The 21,260-nt window shown below is 71.8% G+C and carries 20 protein-coding genes and 1 tRNA gene; 9 read left to right on the top strand and 12 right to left on the bottom strand.

Translation table 11 applies throughout. The features are described 5' to 3' along the window. The first annotated feature begins 144 nt into the window (after positions 1–144). Positions 145–2,307, top strand: a complete 2,163-nt coding sequence (locus ACQPZP_RS08905) for an MMPL family transporter (RefSeq protein ID WP_433477151.1) — start codon at positions 145–147, stop codon at positions 2,305–2,307. A 134-nt stretch (positions 2,308–2,441) separates the two neighbouring features. Here the strand turns inward: ACQPZP_RS08905 and ACQPZP_RS08900 are convergent, their stop codons facing one another. Continuing rightward, positions 2,442–3,830, bottom strand: a complete 1,389-nt coding sequence (locus ACQPZP_RS08900) for a cystathionine beta-synthase (RefSeq protein WP_433477150.1) — start codon at positions 3,828–3,830, stop codon at positions 2,442–2,444. 186 nt (positions 3,831–4,016) lie between these two features. Between ACQPZP_RS08900 and ACQPZP_RS08895 the strand changes: the two genes are divergently transcribed. The 3 genes from ACQPZP_RS08895 to ACQPZP_RS08885 all read left to right on the top strand — a co-directional run bounded on the left by ACQPZP_RS08895 (position 4,017) and on the right by ACQPZP_RS08885 (position 7,060). Then, positions 4,017–5,153: an SGNH/GDSL hydrolase family protein gene (locus tag ACQPZP_RS08895; protein ID WP_433477149.1), complete on the top strand. Its 1,137-nt coding sequence runs from the start codon at positions 4,017–4,019 to the stop codon at positions 5,151–5,153. Positions 5,154–5,438: 285 nt separating this feature from the next. Further along, positions 5,439–6,659 carry an acetyl-CoA C-acetyltransferase gene (locus ACQPZP_RS08890; RefSeq protein ID WP_433477148.1) on the top strand — a complete coding sequence of 407 codons (1,221 nt, stop codon included), beginning with the start codon at positions 5,439–5,441 and terminating at the stop codon, positions 6,657–6,659. 173 nt (positions 6,660–6,832) lie between these two features. Beyond that, positions 6,833–7,060, top strand: coding sequence for a DUF4287 domain-containing protein (locus ACQPZP_RS08885; protein ID WP_179843986.1), 228 nt, complete (start codon positions 6,833–6,835; stop codon positions 7,058–7,060). Between the two features lie 161 nt (positions 7,061–7,221). On the opposite strand, the gene ACQPZP_RS08880 is transcribed toward ACQPZP_RS08885, so the two are convergent. The 4 genes from ACQPZP_RS08880 to ACQPZP_RS08865 all read right to left on the bottom strand — a co-directional run bounded on the left by ACQPZP_RS08880 (position 7,222) and on the right by ACQPZP_RS08865 (position 10,784). Continuing rightward, entirely contained in the window at positions 7,222–8,037 is an 816-nt protein-coding gene (locus ACQPZP_RS08880) for a Bax inhibitor-1/YccA family protein (RefSeq protein ID WP_433477147.1), read from the bottom strand. 170 nt (positions 8,038–8,207) lie between these two features. Further along, a tRNA-Leu gene (locus tag ACQPZP_RS08875) sits at positions 8,208–8,280 on the bottom strand. Between the two features lie 113 nt (positions 8,281–8,393). Next, complete coding sequence (locus tag ACQPZP_RS08870) at positions 8,394–9,743, bottom strand: NAD(P)/FAD-dependent oxidoreductase (protein ID WP_433477146.1); 1,350 nt, start codon at positions 9,741–9,743, stop codon at positions 8,394–8,396. 219 nt (positions 9,744–9,962) lie between these two features. Beyond that, entirely contained in the window at positions 9,963–10,784 is an 822-nt protein-coding gene (locus tag ACQPZP_RS08865; RefSeq protein ID WP_433477145.1) for a uracil-DNA glycosylase, read from the bottom strand. Between the two features lie 139 nt (positions 10,785–10,923). Here ACQPZP_RS08865 and ACQPZP_RS08860 point away from each other — a divergent pair, with 139 nt between their 5' ends. Beyond that, complete coding sequence (locus ACQPZP_RS08860; RefSeq protein ID WP_433477144.1) at positions 10,924–11,688, top strand: DUF2510 domain-containing protein; 765 nt, start codon at positions 10,924–10,926, stop codon at positions 11,686–11,688. Positions 11,689–11,692: 4 nt separating this feature from the next. On the opposite strand, the gene ACQPZP_RS08855 is transcribed toward ACQPZP_RS08860, so the two are convergent. The 4 genes from ACQPZP_RS08855 to eno form a co-directional block, all read right to left on the bottom strand. Further along, positions 11,693–12,649, bottom strand: coding sequence for an exopolyphosphatase (locus tag ACQPZP_RS08855; protein WP_433477143.1), 957 nt, complete (start codon positions 12,647–12,649; stop codon positions 11,693–11,695). After that, the gene (locus ACQPZP_RS08850) at positions 12,646–13,167 is read right to left on the bottom strand and encodes a DUF501 domain-containing protein (RefSeq protein WP_433477142.1); all 522 of its coding nucleotides are present in this window, start codon (positions 13,165–13,167) and stop codon (positions 12,646–12,648) included. Before ACQPZP_RS08850 ends, ACQPZP_RS08855 begins: the two co-directional genes overlap by 4 nt. 132 nt (positions 13,168–13,299) lie before the next feature. Beyond that, positions 13,300–13,764: an FtsB family cell division protein gene (locus tag ACQPZP_RS08845; RefSeq protein WP_433477141.1), complete on the bottom strand. Its 465-nt coding sequence runs from the start codon at positions 13,762–13,764 to the stop codon at positions 13,300–13,302. A gap of 83 nt (positions 13,765–13,847) precedes the next feature. Beyond that, a complete protein-coding gene (gene eno / locus ACQPZP_RS08840; RefSeq protein WP_433477140.1) occupies positions 13,848–15,131 on the bottom strand; it encodes a phosphopyruvate hydratase in 1,284 nt (427 codons plus the stop codon). 215 nt (positions 15,132–15,346) lie between these two features. Between eno and ACQPZP_RS08835 the strand changes: the two genes are divergently transcribed. The 4 genes from ACQPZP_RS08835 to ACQPZP_RS08820 all read left to right on the top strand — a co-directional run bounded on the left by ACQPZP_RS08835 (position 15,347) and on the right by ACQPZP_RS08820 (position 19,521). Beyond that, positions 15,347–16,390, top strand: a complete 1,044-nt coding sequence (locus ACQPZP_RS08835) for an ABC transporter substrate-binding protein (protein WP_433477139.1) — start codon at positions 15,347–15,349, stop codon at positions 16,388–16,390. Further along, on the top strand, positions 16,387–17,163 hold the full coding sequence (locus ACQPZP_RS08830; protein ID WP_433477138.1) for an ABC transporter ATP-binding protein: 777 nt from the start codon (positions 16,387–16,389) through the stop codon (positions 17,161–17,163). The genes ACQPZP_RS08835 and ACQPZP_RS08830 overlap by 4 nt, the downstream gene beginning before the upstream one ends. After that, positions 17,153–18,028: an ABC transporter permease gene (locus ACQPZP_RS08825; RefSeq protein WP_433477137.1), complete on the top strand. Its 876-nt coding sequence runs from the start codon at positions 17,153–17,155 to the stop codon at positions 18,026–18,028. Before ACQPZP_RS08830 ends, ACQPZP_RS08825 begins: the two co-directional genes overlap by 11 nt. A 176-nt stretch (positions 18,029–18,204) precedes the next feature. After that, the gene (locus tag ACQPZP_RS08820) at positions 18,205–19,521 is read left to right on the top strand and encodes a sensor histidine kinase (protein ID WP_433477136.1); all 1,317 of its coding nucleotides are present in this window, start codon (positions 18,205–18,207) and stop codon (positions 19,519–19,521) included. A gap of 5 nt (positions 19,522–19,526) precedes the next feature. Here ACQPZP_RS08820 and ACQPZP_RS08815 read toward each other — a convergent pair whose 3' ends face one another. From ACQPZP_RS08815 to ACQPZP_RS08805, 3 genes are all read right to left on the bottom strand, one after another. Next, the gene (locus ACQPZP_RS08815; RefSeq protein WP_433477135.1) at positions 19,527–19,883 is read right to left on the bottom strand and encodes a tetratricopeptide repeat protein; all 357 of its coding nucleotides are present in this window, start codon (positions 19,881–19,883) and stop codon (positions 19,527–19,529) included. A gap of 80 nt (positions 19,884–19,963) precedes the next feature. Next, complete coding sequence (locus tag ACQPZP_RS08810) at positions 19,964–20,182, bottom strand: hypothetical protein (RefSeq protein ID WP_433477134.1); 219 nt, start codon at positions 20,180–20,182, stop codon at positions 19,964–19,966. 64 nt (positions 20,183–20,246) lie between these two features. Beyond that, a complete protein-coding gene (locus ACQPZP_RS08805; RefSeq protein ID WP_433477133.1) occupies positions 20,247–21,191 on the bottom strand; it encodes an NADP-dependent oxidoreductase in 945 nt (314 codons plus the stop codon). Positions 21,192–21,260: the final 69 nt, after the last annotated feature.

Below are 21,260 nucleotides of genomic sequence, written 5' to 3'. Positions count from 1 at the left end.
TATCCACTCCCCGACCCTCCTAGAGGAGGAGGGGATCCCCCGCAGGTATCAGCCGCCATTTCGGCGCTGGGGGTGACCTCAACGACCCGTCCGTTCTCTACCGTTTTACAGGTATCCCTACGACAGTGACTTAAGGAATCCCCCATGTTCGCTCGGCTCGCGCGCTTCGTCGTGAGACACCCGTGGTGGACGATCGTGGCCTGGCTCGTGGCCGCGGTTCTCATCATCGCCTTCTCCCCCAAGCTCACCACCGAGTCCGACCAGGGCGACTTCCTGCCCTCGAAGTACGAGTCGGTCCAGGCCATGAAGGTGGCCGAACAGGCGTTCCCGCAGCAGGAGGACACCTCCTCGCTGATCGTCGTGAAGCGGTCCGACGGGCAGCCGCTGACGGCCCAGGACACCGCGAAGGTGAACGCGGCCGCCAAGTCCCTGAACGCCCACAAGCCGCCGACGGTGCTGAACTTCGCCACCGGCGCGCAGGCCGTGGCACCCAACAAGGCCGTCCAGGTGATCATGGTGCCGATGAAGGGCACCTCCCAGTCCGACAGCGAGAAACAGGGCGACGCGGTCAAGCAGATCCGCAAGGACCTGCCCCCGTTGCTGAAGGACGCCGGGCTGGAGGCCAAGGTCGGCGGTGACGTCGCCGGCTTCGTCGACAACGAGGACTCCTTCAACAAGTCCTTCGAGATCGTCGGCATCGCCACCTTCGTGCTGATCATCGGCCTGATCCTGCTGATCTTCCGGGCGCCGCTGGCGGCGGTGCTGCCGATCATCGTGATCATGGTGACCATGCAGGTCGCGATGGGCCTGATCGGCGCCGCCTCGAAGGTCTTCGGCTTCTCCGGCGACGACAGTCTCAGCACCATCATCCTGATCGTGCTCTTCGGCATCGGCGCCGACTACTACCTGTTCCTGATGTTCCGGTTCCGGGAGCGGTTGCGGGCCGGCGACGACAAGAAGACCGCGATGATCACCGCGGTGGAGCGGGTCGGCGAGGTCATCTCCTCGGCCGCCGCCGCCATCGCCGTCACGTTCCTGGTGCTGCTGCTCGCCACGTTCGGGGTGTTCAGCGCCTGGGGCCCGGCTCTCGCGATCTCCGTCGTGACCATGGGCATCACCTCGCTGACCCTGTTCCCGGCGCTCGTGTCGCTGCTCGGCACCGCGGTGTTCTGGCCGTCCAAGGCGTGGAAGAAGCAGCCCAAGGAGCGCATCTCCGGCGCCATCGGCCGCGGCGTCGGCCGCCGCCCGGTGGTCGCCGCGCTCGCCTCCGGCCTCGTCATGATCGTGCTGGCGCTCGGCGCCCTCGGGTTCAAGGCGGACTACGACTTCGCCGCCGGCTTCCCGCAGGACACCGAGTCCGCGCAGGCCACCAAGGACATGGAGAAGGGGTTCCCGCCCGGTCTGACCACGCCCGTCCAGGTGTTCCTCAAGAGCGAGAACGGCCAGCCGATCGGCAAGGCGCAGATCGCCGAGTTCAGCCGGAAGGCCAAGGACGCCCCCGGCGTCGGCCGCGTCCAGCCGGCGGTCCCCGGCAAGGACGGCACCGTCGTCCGCGTCGACCTGGTGCTGAAGACCAACCCGGTGTCCAACGAGTCGATCAGCCTGGTCAAGGACAAGCTCTCGCCGGCCGTCCACCAGATCGAGCCGTCCGGGACCCGCGCCTACGTCGGCGGCCAGACCGCGGTCTTCGCCGACATCAACGCCGTCAACAACCGCGACCTGTCGGTGATCCTGCCGGTGGCGGCGGTGCTGATCGCGGTGATCCTGGCGCTGCTGCTGCGGTCGCTGATCGCGCCTCTGTACCTGGTCGTGGCGGTGCTGCTCGGCTTCGCCTCGACGCTCGGCTCCGCGGTGTACGTCTTCCAGTACGGCCAGGGCGAGGCCGGAGTGATCTTCCAGTTGCCGATCATCCTCTACCTGTTCGTGCTGGCCATCGGGACCGACTACAACATCCTGATGACGGCGCGGCTGCGTGAGGAGGCCAAGGAGGGCCACGACCCGAAGAAGGCGGCGGCCCTGGCCGTCCAGCACGGCGGCCCGACGGTCGCCGCGGCGGGCCTCATCCTGGCCGGCACCTTCTCGGTGATGATGCTCGCGCCGGTCTCCATGCTCAAGCAGATGGGCTTCTCGGTCGCGATCGGCATCGCGCTGTCGGCCTTCGTGATGTCGACGTTCCTGGTGCCGGGCCTGACCGCGATGCTGGGCCACCGGGCCTGGTGGCCGGGGCACGGCGACGAGCCGAAGAAGAAGCCGGTGCCCCCCGCCGACACGCGGGAGGACTTCATCCCGTCCGGGTACCGCGGCTAGGCCGCGGCACCCCCGAGGACGTCGGGTCGCGGAGCCCGGCCCATAACGCCGCCCACCGGCCGGGCACCGCGACCCGACAAAGGAAGAGCGCCTGGAGATCGTCACGGTCTCCAGGCGCTCTGCCGTCTCCGGGGTCAGGCGGTGGCGTCGGACAGGAAGGCGAGCAGGTCCTGGCGGGTGATGAGGCCCTTGGGCTTGCCGTCCACGAGGACGACGGCGGCGCCGGACTTCTCCAGGACGCCGACGGCCTTGCTGACCGGCTCGCCGGAGCCGAGCGTCGGCAGCGGCGCCGCCATGTGCGCCTCCACGGGCTCGGTCATCTTGGCCTGGCCCTTCACCATGATGTCGAGCAGGTCGGTCTCCCCGACCGAGCCCACCACCTCGGCCGCCATGACGGGCGGCTCCTCCTTCATCACCGGAAGCTGCGACACCTCGTACTCGCGCATGATGGCGATCGCGGTCTGCACGGTCTCGTGCGGGTGGACGTGCACGAACTCCGGCAGCGTGCCTCCCTTCCTGGTGAGCACCTCGCCGACCCGGGCCTCCTCGGTGGACGGGGTGAGGAAGCCGTAGTCCGCCATCCAGCTGTCGTTGAAGATCTTGCCGAGGTAGCCGCGGCCGCCGTCCGGCAGCAGTACCACGATCACCGCGTCGGGGCCGGCGCGCTCCGCGACGCGCAGCGCGGCGACGACGGCCATCCCGCAGGAACCGCCGACCAGCAGCGCCTCCTCGCGGGCGAGCCGCCGGGTCATAGTGAAGGAGTCCTTGTCGGAGACCGCGATGACGTCGTCGCAGATGCCGCGGTCGTAGGTCTCCGGCCAGATGTCCTCGCCGACGCCCTCGGTGAGGTAGGGACGGCCGCTGCCGCCGGAGTAGACCGAGCCCTCCGGGTCGGCGCCGATGATCTGCACCTTGCCGCCGGAGACCTCCTTGAGGTACCTGCCCGTGCCGCTGATGGTGCCGCCGGTGCCGATGCCCGCGACGAAGTGCGTGATGCGGCCCTCGGTCTGCTCCCACAGCTCCGGGCCCGTCGTCTCGTAGTGGGACTGCGGGTTCTGCGGGTTGGTGTACTGGTTCGGCTTCCACGCATCGGGGATCTCGGCCGCGAGCCGGTCGGACACCGAGTAGTAGGAGTCGGGGTGCTCGGGGTTCACCGCCGTCGGGCACACGACGACCTCGGCGCCGTACGCGCGCAGCACGTCGATCTTGTCCTTGCCGACCTTGTCGGGGCAGACGAAGACGCAGCGGTAGCCGCGCTCCTGCGCGACCATGGCGAGCCCGACCCCGGTGTTGCCGGACGTCGGCTCGACGATCGTCCCGCCCGGCCGGAGCGCCCCGGACCGCTCGGCGGCGTCGATCATCCGGACCGCGATGCGGTCCTTCACCGACCCGCCGGGGTTGAAGTACTCCACCTTGGCGAACACCTGCGGCCGCAGGCCGTCCCCCACGCCGGCGGTTACCTTGCGCAGTCGAACGAGCGGGGTGTTGCCCATCAGTTCGACGAGCGAATCGTGTACGTGCACCGCGGCATCCTTGTCGTTCAGTCTGGTGATCTGAGCGTTGCTTCGCTGTTCCGCCGCCGGTCACGGCGCGGGTACGAGCCCGGCTCCGGCAGGTTTCCCGGTTCCGACGTTAGCCGAGATCGATGCCGGCAGGTATCGGGACCCCTCCGTGCGGGTAGGAACTAAATCACGGAGGGTCAGCGCAGCATGTTGAGAGCATTCACCGCGCGCCGGATCGCGGCGGCCGCGGCCTATGGCGGCGGGGGCATCACGGCCTTGGGCGGCATCACGTTCGGCCTGCTCGTGATGGAGGCCAAACTCGCCCGGAAGATCATCTCAGCCACGCCGAACGGCGACCCGCCGGTGGCGGACGGGCTGTACGGCGAGGCAGGCGGCGGGGTCCCGCTGTCGCTCGTCATGCTCGGTGACTCCACGGCGGCGGGGCTCGGCGTCCACACCCCGGCCGAGACGCCGGCCGCGGTCCTCGCCACCGGGCTGTCCGCGATCGCCGGGCGTCCCGTCCGGCTGACGAACGTCGCCCGCTCCGGTTCCCGCTCGCAGGCTCTCAGCGGCCAGGTCGACCGCGCCCTTGAGACGTGCCCCGACATCGCCGTCATCATGATCGGCGCGAACGACGTGACCGGGCGGGTGCCGGCCGGCGAGTCCGTCCGGCACCTGGCGGACGCCGTGGAGCGGCTCCGCGCCGCGGGCGGCGAGGTCGTCGTCGGCACCTGTCCCGACCTCGGCTCGATCAAGCCCCTGATGCCTCCGCTCAGATGGTTCGCGCGGCGCGCCAGCCGCCAGCTCGCCGCCGCGCAGACGATCGCCGCCGTCGAGCGCGGCGCCCGCTCGGTGTCGCTCGGCGGACTGCTCGGCCGCGAGTTCGCCGCCGACCCGCGCACGATGTTCAGCGAGGACCGCTACCACCCGTCCGCCCGGGGGTATGCCGCCGCGAGCGCGGCCGTCCTGCCGTCGGTGGCGTCCGCGCTCGGGCTGCGGCACGACCTGGCCGGCCACCTGGGCGAGGACGTCCTGCCCGTCTACCGCGCCGCGGCCGAGGCGGCCGAGCGGGCCGGCACCGAGGTCACGGGCGCCTCCGTTCGCGGCCGCGAGCGCGGCCCCCGCGGCCGCTGGGCCACCCTGCGCCCGCGTCGCGTCGCCATCGGCGCCGGGCCCTGGCGGCCCTCCCGCGCCTGGCGGCAGGGGGATCTCCGCGTCGCCCCGGTGCGGCTGGCGACCCGCTGCGCGGCCGGTTTCTCGCGGGTGCGCACCCGGATCCGCACGCCCCGGTGGCCGCGCCCCGCGCGTGGCCGGAGCCTGCCGGCGGCCGAGGCCGACGGCTGAGGCGGACGGCTGAGATAGGGGGGCCGGGACCCGTCCGGTCACCTTCGACGAGCCCCGGCCGTCCGGTGCACCGGCCAGACCGCACCCGCGCTTTGGGCGACCCGGCAGGTGGCGCCGGTCTCAGGGTCCGGCCTCCGGCGTCCCGGACACATGGGGCGGCGGTCACCGCGCCGCCGGGACTTCGCCCGGGGGGCGGCGTGTACGGGGCTGGGGACCAGCGGTTAGATTGCTGGTGACCGGCGGGTAAGTTAACGCCGTCCCGGCCGCTGAGACAGGAGACCGCACATGCCCGAGGCAGTCATCGTCGCAACCGCGCGCTCGCCGATCGGCCGCGCCTTCAAGGGGTCGCTCAAGGACATCCGGCCCGACGACCTCACCGCCCAGATGGTCACCGCCGCGATGGCGAAGGTCCCGGAGCTGGACCCGAGCCGGATCGACGACCTCCTGCTCGGCTGCGGGCTGCCCGGCGGCGAGCAGGGCTACAACATGGCGCGCGTCGTGTCCGTCCTGCTGGGCTGGGACAACGTGCCCGGCGCCACCATCACCCGGTACTGCTCGTCCTCGCTCCAGACGACCCGGATGGCGCTGCACGCGATCCGGGCGGGCGAGGCCGACGTCATCGTCTCGGCGGGCGTCGAGACCGTCAGCCGGTTCGCCAAGGGCAGCAGCGACGGCCTGCCCGACACGCAGAACCCGCTGTTCGCCGACGCGCAGGCCCGCACCGTCACGACCGGCGAAGGCGGCGCGCCGGTGTGGCACGACCCGCGCGAGGACGGCGCCCTGCCCGACATCTACATCGCGATGGGCCAGACGGCCGAGAACGTGGCCGGGATGCGCGGCGTGTCCCGGCAGGCGCAGGACGAGTTCGGCGTCCGCTCGCAGAACCTCGCCGAGAAGGCCCTCGCCAACGGGTTCTGGGAGAAGGACATCACTCCGGTGACGCTGCCGGACGGCACCGTCGTGTCCAAGGACGACGGCCCCCGGCCCGGCACCACCTACGAGAAGGTCTCCCAGCTCCAGCCGGTGTTCCGGCCGGACGGGACGGTCACCGCGGGCAACTGCTGCCCGCTGAACGACGGCGCCGCCGCGGTCGTCGTGATGAGCGACACCAAGGCCGCCGAGCTCGGCATCACCCCGCTGGCCCGGATCGTGTCGACCGGCGTCACCGGGCTCTCCCCCGAGATCATGGGCCTCGGCCCGGTGGAGGCGTCCCGCAGGGCGCTCGCCAAGGCCGGCATGACCATCGACGACATCGACCTCGTCGAGATCAACGAGGCGTTCGCGGCGCAGGTGCTGCCGTCCGCCGAGGAGCTCGGCATCGACCACGACAAGCTGAACGTGAACGGCGGCGCGATCGCCGTCGGCCACCCGTTCGGCATGACCGGCGCCCGCATCACCTCCACGCTTCTCAACGGACTCAGGTTCCACGACAAGCAGTTCGGGCTGGAGACCATGTGCGTGGGCGGCGGCCAGGGCATGGCGATGGTCCTGGAACGCCTGTCCTGAAGGCGATTGCGACCGCGCCCCGGGAGCGCGCGGGCCACCCGCGCGCTTCCGGGGAACTTCTCCGTTACAGATGATCTACGTAACGCAATAGATAGGTCCCCGTTAGGGGGTTGTCACATGCGGAGAGGTGTTGCAGAGTCGGCAGGAAGAGCCCCGCGACCTGGAGGTGCCAATTGTCACTGAACCACTCGCCGGAGACGCACAGCAAGTTGATCGCCCGCATTCCGCAAGTCACAGGACGTGACATCCCCGAGTGGTTCACCACCATCGAGAACGGACCCTCGTTCACCCGCTGCGAGGAACGCAGCACCTGGCTGGCCGAGGAGCACAACCTCTCCCACGGCTACGCGGCCGCCCTGGTCCGCGAGCACGAGCGCACACGGCGCGCGCGCCACTACTGACGGCGCCGGACGCGCCGCGCGAACTTCATACGGACGTGGTGGGATCCCGCCAACGGATGCCCCCGCCGTCGTGCCGCTGTGCCGTCACGACCCTGGCGTTGAGATCCCACACAGATCAGCCCCACGCCGTCGCGGCGCGGGGCTGATCATTGCGGGGGACGCTAGTCGCGTCCGCTGAAGTAGCTGAGCAGCCGCAGGACCTCCAGGTAGATCCACACCAGGCTCAGCACCAGCCCGAACGCGCAGTACCAGGCGAACTTCGCCGGCGCCCCGGAGCGGACGCCCTGCTCGACCGAGTCGAAGTCGAGCAGCAGGAAGAAGCAGCCGACGAGGATCGCGACGACGCTGAACACGTAGGCGAGCGGGTTGCCGGGGTCGCGGATGCCGATGCCGTGGTCACCGCCGAAGGCGCTCACCAGCAGATTGACGATCATCAGCCCGATGAGCGCGAGGCCGGCTGCCATCACGAACTTGGCGAATTTGGGCGTGACCCGGACGATGCGCAGCGCGTAGACGGCGAGCGTCGCGCCGAACGCCAGCGCCGTCCCGATCACGGCCTGGAAGACGATCCCGTTGTAGACGTCGTTGTAGGTGTGGCTGATGATGCCGACCACGACCCCGTAGACCGCGGCGAACGCCAGCACCATCGGCGCGTTGGCCTTGCGGCCGAACGAGATGAACGCCCAGATGCCGATCTCGGCGATGAGCGCCACGACCAGCACGGGGACGGCCATCTCGGTGGGCACCAGCGCCCACGCCAGCGCCGCCGTGACCACCAGCGTGGCGAGCGTCAGGAATCCGCGGACGACGACATCGTCCATGGTCATCGGCCGGACACCCGGCGGCGCGTAGGGGGCTCCGTACCCGGCGGGCGCACCGTACTGCTGCGCCCCGTACCCGGCGGGCGCCCCGTAGCCCTGCCCTCCGGTCCGCTGGTAGAAGGCGTTCCCCCGGAACGCGGGGTTTCTGCTCTCCATCAGGTCTCCACTTCGGCCGCAGTGGCCCCCAGTCTAAGCGCGAAACCCCCACATGATCAGCCGACACGTTCCACCTCATCACCCTCGGTCAACCACGGCGAAAGGTGGACCGAAAACAGCGGACCCCGGCGAAGTTGACCGCAGGTCAACGAGCAGCACCCGCCGCCTCGTGCCCCTGGTCGGACTCGAACCGACACATTGGCTCTTTTAGGGAGCCTGCCTCTGCCATTGGGCTACAGGGGCGGCGTCATCATATCGAGTCAGTGGCTGACAGTGCCGCGTCCGAGGGCCGTCTGGGGAGTCGTCGCGCGGCCGGGTCCGGCCAGTGGGATGTTTCGCGTGGTCAAGGGGGGCGGTCAGGTGTCGTGGCTGCGGCCGGCGGCGAGTTCGAACTCCTGGCGGGGCCATTCGAGTTCGCCCAGCGAGACGATCTCCCGCCGGAAGAACAGCGCGAGCGTCCAGTCCATGGTGATCCGGAACTTGCGGTTGGCGGTCGGCATGCGGGACAGGTGGTAGGTGCGGTGCATGACCCAGGCGGGCAGTCCGCGCAGTTTCAGCCCGTAGACGTTCGCGACGCCCTTGTGCAGGCCGAGGCTCGCGACGGAGCCGACATAGGCGTGCTTGTACGGCTTCCTGGGCTTGCCGCGGAGGTCCGCCACGATGTTGTCGCCGAGGCGTTTGGCCTGTCTGACCGCGTGCTGGGCGTTTGGCGCGGTGAAGTCGCCGGTGGCGGTGAGGTCGGGGACGGCCGCGTTGTCGCCCGCGGCGTAGACGTGGTCGAGCCCGTCCACGGTCAGTTCCGCGGTGGCTTTGAGGCGGCTCTTGTCGTCGAGCGGCAGGTCGCTGTCCTTGAGGACGGGGTGCGGTTTCACGCCGGCGGTCCAGACGAGGGTGCCGGCCTCGAACTCTTCGCCGTCGCTCAGCACGATGCGCCGTTTCTCCGCGGACTTCAGCAGCGTGTTGAGTTTGACCTCGATGCCGCGGCGGCGGAGGGCCTCGGTGGTCCAGCGGCCCATCTCGGGGCCGACCTCGGGCAGGATCCGGTCGGTGGCCTCCACCATCAGCCAGCGCATCTCGCGCGGGTCGATGTCGGGGTACCACTTGCAGGCGTCCCGGGCCATGTCCTCCAGTTCGGCCATGGCCTCGACGCCCGCGAATCCGGCGCCGACGAACACGAAGGTCAGCGCCCGCCTGCGGACCGCCTCGTCGCCCGCGTTGGACGCGGCGATGTCGAGCTGGTGCAGGACGTGGTTGCGCAGGAAGATCGCCTCTTCGACGGTCTTGAAGCCGATCCCGCAGTCGGCGAGGCCGGGGATGGGCAGCGTCCGCGAGATGGAGCCGAGGGCGACGACGAGCAGGTCGTAGCCGATGTCGCGGTCGGGCACGCCGGCGGTCTCCGAACCGGCGGGCCGGACGGTGACCCGCCTGGAGGCGTGGTCGATCCGGGTCACGAACCCGTTCACGATCTGGCAGCGGTTCAGGACCTTCCGCAGCGGCGCCACGACGTGGCGCGGCTCCAGGTTCCCCGCGGCCGCCTCGGGCAGGAACGGCTGGTAGGTCATGTAGGACTGGGGGTCGATGACTGTGACGGCGACCTCGCCACGGCGCAGCTCGCCGCGCAGCTTCTTCTGAAGCCGCAGGGCCGTGTACATGCCGACGTACCCGCCGCCGACGATGACGATCTGTTTCGTGCGCTCGGATGGCATGTCGGGAGCGGTACCCGCATATGAGGCGGGCTCACGTATTTGCCCGACTTGCGAACTTCATGACCACATCCGGCATCTCACCGGATGCACCACCAGAAGAGAGACGGCGAGGCCGTGGCCGGACGGGGGCGCCAAGCGGCCGCGGGCGGCGGACCGGTGCAGGGGCCGGTCCGCCGCGCCACGGCCGCTTGGCCAAGGCCCGGCCTCGCCGTCGGCTCGTCAGCGGTGATCGCGGGCGCGGACGAACACCGCGTCCAGCATGTCCTCGGTGACGCGGCCGGTGAAGGTGTTCTGCTGGCTCGGGTGGTAGCAGCCGAGCAGCAGGACGGGATCGCGCCGGGCCACCGAGGACGGCGGCGTCAGCTCGACCTCCGCGCCGTGGCCGAACCTGGGCCGGGGCCGCGGCACGCCGTACCCGGCCTGCTTGAGCGCCGGCCACACGCCCTGCCAGGCGAACCCGCCAAGGCACACGACGCAGCGGACGCTCGGCGCGACCATCTCGACCTCCCGGGCCAGCCACGGCAGGCAGGTCGTCCGCTCCAGCGGGGTCGGCTTGTTGTCGGGCGGCGCACAGCGGACGGCCGCCGCCATCCGCGCCCCGATCAGCCGCTGCCCGTCACCGGCGTGGACGCTTGCCGGCTGCGCGGCGAGCCCCACCCGGTGCAGGGACGCGAACAGCCAGTCGCCGGAGCGGTCACCGGTGAAGATCCGCCCGGTGCGGTTGCCGCCGTGCGCGGCCGGGGCCAGCCCGACGATGAGGATCCGCGGCTCCGCCGCGCCCCAGCCGGCGACGGGGCGCCCCCAGTACTCCTCGTCCGCGAACGCCCGGCGCCGCTGGACGGCGACCTTCTCCCGCCACTCCACGAGCCGGTCGCACGCGCGGCACACCGACTGGCGGGCGCACAGCTCGTCCAGATCCGGCGCCTTGGCGGCCAGTTCGACGACCTCGCCGGTGCCGTGCGCGACCGGGGTGCCGGGGGCGGCGGGGTCTTCCGGCCAGCCCGATCCGGGCGGGACGAACCGGGCGTTGGCGGGCGGCATACCACCGATCGTCCCACGCCACACGCGGTGGCCGGGTTCCGCCCATGACCCGTGCGACGCGGGTCCGGTCGGTACGATGCGTTCGCCGGTCGGGGAGGCGGGTGTCCGGCACGCCATTGCGCGAAGCGGGAGGCAGGCAGTGTCGCAACCGGGCTGGTACCCAGACCCCTACGGCACGGGAAGCCTGCGCTGGTGGGACGGGGAGAACTGGACCGAGCGGCTGAACCCCGAGCCGGACCGGCCGCCGCGGATCCCCCGGCGGGAGCGGCGGTCCCGCGAGGAGCCCGCCGGCGGGACGCCGCACGCCGCCCCGCGGGCGCCGACCTGGGACCGCGCGCCGTCCGTCCAGCCCCTGGACGTGAACGTGCGCGGCTTACGCCTGCTCGCCGACGACGTGCTCGTCGCCTACGGGAGCACGTCGATCACCTGGGCGCGGGTCGAATGGGTGGCGTACTGGGCGGCGGAACGCCCGGCCGGATCCGGCCACGTCCCCGGCACCCAGTGGATCTTCCAGGCGGGCCGGCACCCGTTCCACGGCGGCCCCCGCGTGGAGGTGGTGATCGAGCCCGGCACCCTGCCGGGCCCGGACGACGAGCCCGAGCACGTCTGGGGGCGGCTGATCCAGCTGTGCCAGGACTACGCCGAGCAGCGTCTCGTCGCGGAGCTGGCGTCCCGGGTCCGGGCGGGCGAGTCGGTCGACGTGGCGCAGGGCCTCACCGTCCACCCGGGCGGCGTGAGCGGCAACCGGGTGTCGCTGAGCTGGTCGTCGATCTCCGGCGCGACGGTCGACCGGGGCCGGGTCTGGATCCAGCAGGCGGGCAGCGCCTCGCCGATCCTCTACGTCCCGCAGCAGAACCCGAACGCCGTGCTGATCCCCGCGCTGCTCGCGCGGCTCAAGTACTGACCGGTCAGACCAGCGACCAGGCGATGCCGTCCAGGATGTCGTGCTCGCTGACCACGACGGCGCCGAACCCGTACTCGCGCATGATCCGGTCGAGGATCAGCGCGCCGGCGCCGATCACGTCGACCCGGCCGGGATGCATGACGCCGAACTCGGCCCGCTCCGCGCGGGTGGCGTGCAGCAGCCGCCGGGTCACCTCGTGGACCTGGCCGGCGGTGATGCGCGACAGGTGGATCCGGGACGGGTCGTACGCCGGCAGGTCGAGCGCGATGCCGGCGACCGTGGTGACGGACCCGGCGAGCCCGACGAGCGTGCGCGCCTCGTTCACCGGCACGGTCTCCCGGACGGCGGCGAGGGCCGCGTCGATGTCGGCGGCGGCGTTCGAGATCTGCTGGGGCGAGGGCGGGTCGTCCTTCAGGTGCCGCTCGGTCATCCGCACGCAGCCGATGTCGATCGAGCGGGCCGCGTCGGCGGACGAGCTGCCGACCACGAACTCGGTGGACCCGCCGCCGATGTCGACCACGAGGTAGGGGCGGGCCGGGCGCAGCGCGGCCAGCTCCCGGGTGGCACCGGTGAACGACAGCCCGGCCTCCTCGTCCCCGCTGATCACCTCGGGGACGACGCCGAAGATCTCGACGACGCCGCTGACGAAGTCGGCCCGGTTCGCGGCGTCGCGGGTCGCGCTGGTCGCCACCACCCGGGTCTTGATCGGCCCGTGCCCGGCGCCGGCGCCGTGCCGCTCGATCAGCCCGGCGTACCCGCGCATCGCGGTGAAGGTGCGCTCCAGCGCCGCGGGCGACAGCCGCCCGGTCTCGTCGACGCCCTCCCCCAGCCGGACGATCTCCATCCGGCGCTCGACGTCGGTGAGGGTCCCGCCGCTCTCGCCGTCGCCGCCGGGCGCGATGTCGGCGATCAGCAGGCGGACCGAGTTCGTCCCGCAGTCGATGGCCGCGACGCGCGTCACGGCGCCTCCCCCGGTTCCGGTTCCACCTGGACGCAGGGCCCCGAGCGCCACCATTCGGGGAGCGCGTCCAAGGCCTCGCGGCCGAACGGGCTGACGCCCGGCACGGCCAGCTCGTGGGCGATGAGGGCGTGCAGGCATTTGACGCGTTCCGGCATGCCGCCGGCGCTCTGCATGCCCTCCGGAAGCGGTTCGACGCCCTCGCCGCGGGCGGCCTCGTCGCGGCGGCGCAGGTAGTCCTCGTGGGCGGCGGCGTACTCGGCCCGCAGGGACGGGTCATCGGCGAGCCTGGCCTGCATGTCCCGCATGATGCCGCTGCCCTCCAGCGTCCCGATGGCCGATGCGGCCTTCGGGCACGTCAGGTAGAACAGCGTGGGGAAAGGGGTCCCGTCGGGCAGCCGCGGCGCCGTCTCGATGACGGCGGGCAGCCCGCACGGGCAGCGGCTCGCGACCGCGCGGACGCCGCGCGGCTCCCGACCGAGCTGGGCCGCGACGGCGGCCGTGTCACCTGCTTCGATCATCCGTCCCCACCCGTGGATCCCGCGATCCCGTTCTTCCACCGGCCCCGTTCTCCCGTACCGTCGCGCCGGCTCCTCGTACGGGCCCGGCCCCACCCGCCGGACGCGTCCGCGGCCGCCCGCGGCGCGGACTGCTCAGCGCGGCCGGTCGGCGGCCTCCACCGACCGCCACAGCGTCTCGTACCAGGGCGGCCTGGTCGCCGGTCCGCCCTTGCGGGACTGCTGCCCGTCGCCCCCGCTGCCGTCCAGCACGATGTAGCACTTTACGTCAGGACGGCAGTAATGGAGTCTTCGCGTCGCCTCACGCTCAATGTACGACTTATCGCCCAATTGTTGCTTGCGTTGGGCGAGTTCCTCCACCTGCCGGCGGGACATGGCCTCCTGGCGGCGGAGATCGGAGATCTCCTTGCGCTGGGCGATGTACTCCCGGACAGGGTAGGCGAGGCTGAGCGCGATCGCGCACACGACGACCGCGAGGATGGCGGCGCGGCTGGTCAGCGCCGGGTTCGTGCGGCGCGGCGCGGCGCCGTCGCCGTCGCGATCGGTCTCGCCGGCGTCACGCCCGCCTCGGGGGCCCGCTCGGTCGTCGCCTTGCGCCATCGTGTCCCCTGCCTGTGGCTCGGCTGCCCGGAACCCGGTGCCCGGCGGGCGGGACGGCGTCCCACCCGCCGGATCACGCGATCTCAGCCCTGCGCGTCGAAGCGCGGGAACGCGGCGGCGCCGGCGTAGCGGGCGGCGTCGTCCAGCAGTTCCTCGATGCGCAGCAGCTGGTTGTACTTGGCGACGCGGTCGCTGCGGGCCGGGGCGCCGGTCTTGATCTGGCCACAGTTGGTCGCGACGGCGAGGTCGGCGATCGTGGTGTCCTCGGTCTCGCCGGACCGGTGGCTCATCATGCAGCGGTAACCGCTCGTCTGCGCGAGCGAGACGGCGTCGAGGGTCTCGCTGAGCGTGCCGATCTGGTTGACCTTGACCAGCAGCGCGTTCGCGGCGCCGGACTTGATGCCGCGGCCGAGCCGCTCGGGGTTGGTGACGAACAGGTCGTCGCCGACGAGCTGGACCCGGTCGCCGACGGCGGCGGTGAGGCCCTCCCAGCCGGCCCAGTCCTCCTCGTCGAGCGGGTCCTCGATGGAGACGAGCGGGTAGCCGCCGAGCAGCTCGGCGTAGTAGGCGGCCATGTCGTCGGCGGACCGCTTGGTGCCCTCGAACGCGTACTGGCCGTCGGCGTGGAACTCGCTGGCGGCGACGTCCATCGCGAGCGCGATGTCGCGGCCGGGGGTGAAGCCGGCCTTGCGGATCGCCTCCATGATCAGGTCGAGCGCGTCCCGGTTGCTCGGCAGGTCGGGCGCGAAGCCGCCCTCATCGCCGAGACCCGTGTTCAGGCCCCGCGACTTCAGCACCGACTTCAGCGCGTGGTAGGTCTCGGCTCCCCAGCGCAGCGCCTCGGCGAAGGTGGTCGCGCCGATCGGCGCGATCATGAACTCCTGGACGTCGACGTTGGTGTCGGCGTGCGCGCCGCCGTTCAGGATGTTCATCATCGGGACGGGCAGCAGGTGCGCGTTCGGGCCGCCCACGTAGCGGAACAGCGGGAGGCCGGCCGAGTCGGCGGCGGCCTTGGCGACGGCCAGGCTGACGCCGAGGATCGCGTTGGCGCCGAGCGCGGACTTGGCGGGGGTCCCGTCCAGGTCGACCAGGAGCTGGTCGATCAGCCGCTGGTCGGACGCGGGGTAGCCGACGAGCTTCTCGTCGATGGTCTCGTTGACGGCCTTGACGGCGTTGCGGACGCCCTTGCCGCCGTAGCGCTCACCGCCGTCCCGCAGCTCGACCGCCTCGAACCGGCCCGTGGAGGCACCGCTCGGGACCGCCGCGTGCGCCTCGGTCCCATCGGCGAGCAGGACCTCGACCTCGACGGTCGGATTCCCGCGGGAGTCCAGGATCTCCCGGGCGAGTACGGCCTCGATCGACGACACGGGGAACCCCCTGATGGTGCGGATGGTCTGGTGCGGTCACCGAGCCTATCCGCGCGGCCCCCGCGCCGCCCAACCGCCTCGCCGTTCCCGGGGCGGACGGCTCACATAAGGGACGGGGTGGACGAAACCCTGCCGAGGCGGCGACTTGACGCAAGTATTGCCCACCTTATCTACTGTCCAGGTCAAACAGACTTGCTTAGTAGGGAAAGATGACAATGCATCGTGGACTTCGCGGGCGCTTCGCCGCCGTGGCACTGACCGTTCTGGTCGCAGCGGGCACGCTCGGCGCCTGCGGCGGCGACGATGACGGGTCCGGCGCGGACGCGCCCCTCAGACTGGGCTACTTCCCGAACGTCACGCACGCGACCGCCCTCGTGGGCGTCGAGAAGGGCATCTTCGCCAAGCACCTCGGGACCGCGCCGAAGACCGCGACGTTCAACGCCGGCCCCGCCGCCGTCGAGGCGCTGTTCTCCGGCGCGATCGACGCGACGTTCGTCGGGCCCAACCCGTCCATCAACGCCTGGTCCAAGTCGCACGGCAAGGCCGTCCACATCATCTCCGGAGCCGCCTCGGGCGGCGTGTCGCTGGTGGTGAAGCCCGGGATCAAGGGCGTCCAGGACCTGCGCGGCAAGAAGATCGCGACGCCCCAGCTCGGCAACACGCAGGACGTGGCGCTGCGCTACTGGCTGAAGAAGAACGGCCTCACCGCGAACAAGGACGGCAGCGGCGACGTCAAGGTCGTCCCGCAGGAGAACGCGCAGACGCTGCAGACGTTCGCGCAGGGCGAGATCGACGGCGCCTGGGTCCCCGAGCCGTACGCGTCCCGGCTGATCCTGGAGAACAAGGGCAAGAAGCTGCTGGACGAGAAGTCGCTCTGGCCCGGCGGCAAGTTCGTGATCACCAACCTGCTCGTCAGCCAGGAGTACGAGAAGAAGCACCCCGACCAGGTCAAGAAGCTGCTCCAGGGCGTCGTCGAGGCGACCGACTACATCAACCAGAACAAGGCCGATGCCGAGAAGGTCACCAACGACGCGCTCGCCAAGCTGAGCGGGAAGCCGCTGAAGCAGGACGTCCTCGAATCGGCGTTCAAGGAGATCGACTTCACCACGGACCCGGTCGCGTCCTCGCTGACCGCCGGGGCGCAGCACGCCGAGGAGATCGGGCTGCTGGAGAAGACCGACCTGGACGGCATCTACAACCTCGGCCCGCTCAACGAGGTGCTCAAGTCGAGCGGGAAGGCGGAGGTCAGCGACCGATGACCGGGACGACGGCGGTCCGCCTCAGCGACGTCTCGAAGGCGTTCGGGACCGGCGGATCCGCGCTCCTCGCGCTCGACAGGGTCTCCCTGGACGTGGCGCCGGGCGAGTTCGTGTGCCTGCTCGGCGCGTCCGGCTGCGGAAAGAGCACGCTGCTCAACCTGGTCGCCGACCTCGACCGGCCGAGCGCCGGGACGATCGACAAGGACGGCGCCCGGGTCGCGCTGATGTTCCAGGAGCCCGCCCTGTTCCCCTGGCTCACCGTGACGGCGAACCTCGAACTCGCCCTGAAGATGCGCGGCGTCCCCCGCGCGGACCGCCGGGGGCGCGCCGGGGCGCTGCTCGACTCGGTGCATCTCGGCGGGTTCGCGCGCAGGCGCCCGCACGAACTGTCCGGGGGCATGCGGCAGCGGGTCGCGCTCGCCCGCGCCCTGGCGCTGACCGAGGACGAGGCGGACGGCGGGCAGGGCACCGTCCTGCTGATGGACGAGCCGTTCGGCGCGCTCGACGCGATGACCCGCGACCTCCTGCACGACGAGATCGAGCGGATCTGGCGGGACCGGGGGCTGACCGTGATGTTCGTCACGCACAACGTCCGGGAGGCGGTGCGGCTCGGCGACCGGGTCGTGCTGCTCAGCAGCCGCCCGGGCCGGGTCGTGGAGGAGTTCCCCGTCCCGATGCCGCGGCCGCGGCGGATCGACTCGCCCGAGGTCGCCTCGCTGGCGGCGTCCATCACCGACCGGCTGCGCGAGGAGGTCGTCCGGCATGGCGCATGAGGTGCTGAAGGACGAGGGGCGGCTCGACCGGGAACTGGCCGGCCTGGACGCCCTGGAACTCGGCGGCAGGACGCGGGCGCGGCTCGTCCAGCGGACGTGGTCGGCGGTGTGGCCGATGTTCACGGCCGTGCTCATCGCGCTCGCGGCCTGGCAGCTGGTGGTGTGGAGCGGCTGGAAGGAGCCGTGGGTCCTGCCCGGCCCCCGCGACACCCTGCCGGTGTTCTGGGACCAGATCACCTCGTCCCGGTTCTGGGACGCGGTCGCGCTGACGATGCGCCGCGCCGTCGTCGGGTTCGCCCTCGCGGTCGCCGCCGGCGTGGTCGTAGGCGCGCTGGTGTCGCAGTTCCGGGTGCTGCGCCGCGCGTTCGGGTCGCTGATCACCGGCCTGCAGACGATGCCGTCGATCGCCTGGTTCCCGCTCGCCATCCTGCTGTTCCGGCTCAGCGAGAGCGCGATCCTGTTCGTGGTGATCCTCGGCGCGGCCCCGTCGATCGCCAACGGGCTGATCGCGGGCGTCGACTACACGCCGCCGATCCTGCTGCGCGCCGGGAAGGTGATGGGGCTGCGCGGCCTCACGCTCTACCGGCACCTGATCATGCCGGCCTCGCTGCCGTCGTTCGTGGCGGGGCTGAAGCAGGGCTGGGCGTTCGCGTGGCGCAGCCTGATGGCCGGCGAGCTGCTCGTCATCATCGGCGACACGACGTCGCTCGGCGTGCTGCTCTCGCAGGCCAGGGAGCTGAACAACACCGCCGACATGATCTCCTACATGCTGGTGATCCTGATCATCGGGATCGTGATCGACCAGCTGTTCGGGCTCGTGGACCGGTCGATCCGGCGCCGCTGGGGCGTTGACGAGGGGTCCTGAGAATCCTTTTACCTGCCCGTGAGGGTGCTGTTTGCCCTGTTCCGGCAAGAATTCCCGGGTACTGGCAGAACCGTACCCGGGAGGTCGTCATACGCGTCCGGCTCCGCCGGCCGTCCGCCGGCCCGAGCCGCTGGATCTGGCGGGCCGTGCTACGGCACCCGGAGATACGGGTCCGGGTGACGGTCACGGCCGTGCTGATCGCCCTGGTGCTGTCTTCGGCGCTGTGCGCGGTGCTGCTGGCCCTGATCCAGCGGGACGCGGCCAACCAGACCGTCAAGGAGCTGGCCCGCGAAGGGCGGGTGGTGGCCGCGTCGGTGAACACCGGGAGGCTCACCGACCCGATCCCTGCGCCCGATGGCGAACTCCTGCAGGTGGCGGACCGGCGCGGCCGGGTACTCGCGGCCTCGCCGCTGATGCAGGACCGTGCCCGGGTGCCCATCCGCCCGCCCCCGCGCGACGAGGACCGCCGCGACGGCCGCCTCTGCGGCATCGACGCGCCGGGCGGCCGCTGCTTCCTGGTCGTGGAGTACCAGGTGGGCCTGGGGGCGCCCGCGAAGTTCGTCTACTCCCTCTCCCCCGCGCCGGGACCGCTGCCGCGCCCGCTGGCGGCGAGCCTGGTGCTGATCAGCATCCCCTTCATCACCGGCCTCGCCGGCTACGGGACGTGGCTGGCGGCGAGCCGGACGCTGCGTCCGGTCGACGGGATCCGCCGGGAGCTGGACGAGATCACCGCCACCGACCTGGAGCGGCGTGTGCCCGTGCCGCCACGCCGCGACGAGGTGGGGCTGCTCGCCGAGAGCGTGAACGCGACGCTGGACCGGCTGGAGCAGGCGGTCGCGCGGCAGCGAGGGTTCGTCTCCGACGTGTCGCACGAGCTGCGCAGCCCGCTCACCGCGCTGCGGATGGAGCTGGAGCTGGCGCTGTCGGCGCCGGACGACGCCGATCTGCCCGAAACGCTGCAGGCCGTCCTGATCAATGCCGAGCGGCTGTCGGCGGTGGTGGACGACCTGCTGGCGCTGACCCGGCTCGAAGCCGACCGGAACTTCACCCGGGAGCCGGTGGACCTCACCGAGATCACCGACGAGGAGGTGCTGCGGCGGCCCCGCCGCAGCCAGGTGACGGTGCTGTCGGAGGGGCCGGTGACGGTGCACGGCGGGCGGAGCGAGCTGGCCCGGCTCGTGACCAACCTGCTGGACAACGCCGACCGGCACGCGGCGTCGGAGGTGACGGTGATCCTGCGCGCGGAACCGCCCGACACCGCGGTGGTCGAGGTGATCGACGACGGCACCGGCATCCCGCCGGAGGACCGCGAGCGGGTCTTCGAGCGGTTCGCGCGGCTGGCCGAGGGGCGGCACCGGGACGCCGGCGGCACCGGCCTCGGCCTCGCCATCGCCCGCGACATCGCCGAGGCGCACCGCGGGTCGCTGATCCTCACCGACCGGATCGACGGCGTGCCCGGCGCCCGGTTCGTCCTCCGGCTGCCGGGCGACTAGCGGGCTCAGGCCAGGTCGGCGGCCGTCACCGAGACGCCGGCCCGCTCGGCCGGGCCGACGCCCATGGCGCCCGCCAGCCTGCGGAAGGCGCGGGCCTCGTCCGGGCGGCTCTGCCGCTCCAGGGTGCGGGCGAGGGCCTCGTGCGCCCAGCCGTTGCAGGGGTCCAGTTCGACGAGCCGGCGGAACGTCTCCTCCGCCCGGCGCAGCTGCGCGCTGTGGAAGTACGCGCGGCCGAGCAGCTCGACCGCCGAGCGGTTGCCCGGGTCGGCGGCGACGATCGGCGCCAGCATCCCCGCGGCGGCCGCGTAGTCACCGGCGTCGAAGAAGAGCGTCGCGCGCTCGAACTCCTCGTAGGTCGTCATCCCGGCCCCCTTCTCGGTTGCTTGACACAACTCGGTGAACCGGGGCCGGCCGGGCTTTGTTCCCGGCCCTCGTCCGGGCCTCAGGAGAGGCCGAGATCGGCGCGGAGCCGTTCGCGTTCGGCCTCCAGCAGCTCGATCTGGCCCTGCAGTTCCTCGCGGGCGGCCAGATACTGCCCGGAGTCCACGAAGTCCGTGGCGTCGGCGGGGGGCGGGGGAAGGTCGGCGCGCAGCCGCTCCAGCGACGCCTCGATGTCGCTCAGACGGGTGCGGCGGTCGTCCTCGGGCTGGCTCTGGTTCATGTGCTCCTCCTGTGGCTCTGCATGCCCGCCCCGCCGCCGTCCTCACCTGTGCGGCCCGGCGGGGTCAGATGCGCAGCACGGTCTTGCCGCGCGCGCCGCCGATCCGGTTGCCGGCCAGGGCGTCGGCCGCGTCCGCCAGCGGTACCTCCCGCTCGACCCGGACGCGCAGCGCGCCCGCGTCGATGAGGTCGGAGAGGCCGTCCAGCGCCTCCGCCGAGGGCTCGTTCTCGAAGTTGACGCCGCGCAGCCCCTTGGCCTCCATCGAGTCGGGGTTCACCGACCAGGTGGTGGTGACGTAGGTCCCGCCGGGCCGGAGCAGCTGCGCGATGTGCTCGGTCGCCCGCGTGTCGCTGACCATGTCGAGGACGGCGTCGATCCCGTCCGAGTGGACGGCGAGCACCTGCCGGTTGAGGTCGCCCGCGGAGTGGTCGACGGTCTCGTCCGCGCCGAGGCGCCGCATGGTGCCCGCCATGTCGTCGCGGGCCGTCGCGATGACCTTGGCACCCGTGCGGGACGCGAGCTGCACCACGCCCTGCCCGACGCCGCCGGTCGCGCCCACGACGAGGACGGTCTGGCCGGTGTCGATCTCCGCCGCCTCGACCATGCCGAGCGCGGTCATGCTCGCGGTCGGCACCGCCGCGGCCTGCGTGTAGATCATCCCCTGCGGCATCCGCGCGACCGGGCCGTCGTCGCGGACGACGGCGTACTCGGCGAAGCTGCCGATCCCGCGCGCGACGTCGCGGAACGACCCGTAGACCTGCTCGCCCTGCCCCAGCCGGGTCACGCCCTCGCCGACCTCGTCCACGACGCCCGCGCCGTCCCCGCCGAGGATCAGCGGGAACGGCGCGTCGACGGAGTCCTTGAGCATGCCGTCGGCGATCTTCCAGTCGATCGGGTTCAGCCCGGCGGCGATCAGCTTCACCAGGATCTCGCCGGGCCCGGGTTCCGGGCGCGGCAGGTTCATCAGCGCCGGTGTGGCGCCGTACTCGGACACGGCGATGGCTCGCATGACGATCGTCCCCCCGAACGGATCGGTGCGGTGTGCGCACCCGATGACGATCTACCCGGCGACCGGACG

Origin of the sequence: Spirillospora sp. CA-142024 (assembly GCF_050942325.1) — a bacterium.
Lineage (GTDB): Bacteria > Actinomycetota > Actinomycetes > Streptosporangiales > Streptosporangiaceae > Spirillospora.
This window is presented reverse-complemented; position numbering and strand designations above follow the sequence as displayed.

Bases quoted from the DNA above. Each gene is read 5' to 3' on its own strand.
- ACQPZP_RS08895 (WP_433477149.1), top strand. From the start codon at position 4,017: ATGTTGAGAGCATTCACCGCGCGCCGGATCGCGGCGGCCGCGGCCTAT.
- ACQPZP_RS08830 (WP_433477138.1), top strand. From the start codon at position 16,387: ATGACCGGGACGACGGCGGTCCGCCTCAGCGACGTCTCGAAGGCGTTC.
- ACQPZP_RS08850 (WP_433477142.1), bottom strand. From the start codon at position 13,167: ATGATCGAAGCAGGTGACACGGCCGCCGTCGCGGCCCAGCTCGGTCGG.
- ACQPZP_RS08845 (WP_433477141.1), bottom strand. From the start codon at position 13,764: ATGGCGCAAGGCGACGACCGAGCGGGCCCCCGAGGCGGGCGTGACGCC.
- ACQPZP_RS08905 (WP_433477151.1), top strand. From the start codon at position 145: ATGTTCGCTCGGCTCGCGCGCTTCGTCGTGAGACACCCGTGGTGGACG.
- ACQPZP_RS08880 (WP_433477147.1), bottom strand. From the start codon at position 8,037: ATGGAGAGCAGAAACCCCGCGTTCCGGGGGAACGCCTTCTACCAGCGG.
- ACQPZP_RS08825 (WP_433477137.1), top strand. From the start codon at position 17,153: ATGGCGCATGAGGTGCTGAAGGACGAGGGGCGGCTCGACCGGGAACTG.
- ACQPZP_RS08810 (WP_433477134.1), bottom strand. From the start codon at position 20,182: ATGAACCAGAGCCAGCCCGAGGACGACCGCCGCACCCGTCTGAGCGAC.
- ACQPZP_RS08890 (WP_433477148.1), top strand. From the start codon at position 5,439: ATGCCCGAGGCAGTCATCGTCGCAACCGCGCGCTCGCCGATCGGCCGC.
- ACQPZP_RS08835 (WP_433477139.1), top strand. From the start codon at position 15,347: ATGCATCGTGGACTTCGCGGGCGCTTCGCCGCCGTGGCACTGACCGTT.
- ACQPZP_RS08870 (WP_433477146.1), bottom strand. From the start codon at position 9,743: ATGCCATCCGAGCGCACGAAACAGATCGTCATCGTCGGCGGCGGGTAC.
- ACQPZP_RS08815 (WP_433477135.1), bottom strand. From the start codon at position 19,883: ATGACGACCTACGAGGAGTTCGAGCGCGCGACGCTCTTCTTCGACGCC.
- ACQPZP_RS08865 (WP_433477145.1), bottom strand. From the start codon at position 10,784: ATGCCGCCCGCCAACGCCCGGTTCGTCCCGCCCGGATCGGGCTGGCCG.
- ACQPZP_RS08805 (WP_433477133.1), bottom strand. From the start codon at position 21,191: ATGCGAGCCATCGCCGTGTCCGAGTACGGCGCCACACCGGCGCTGATG.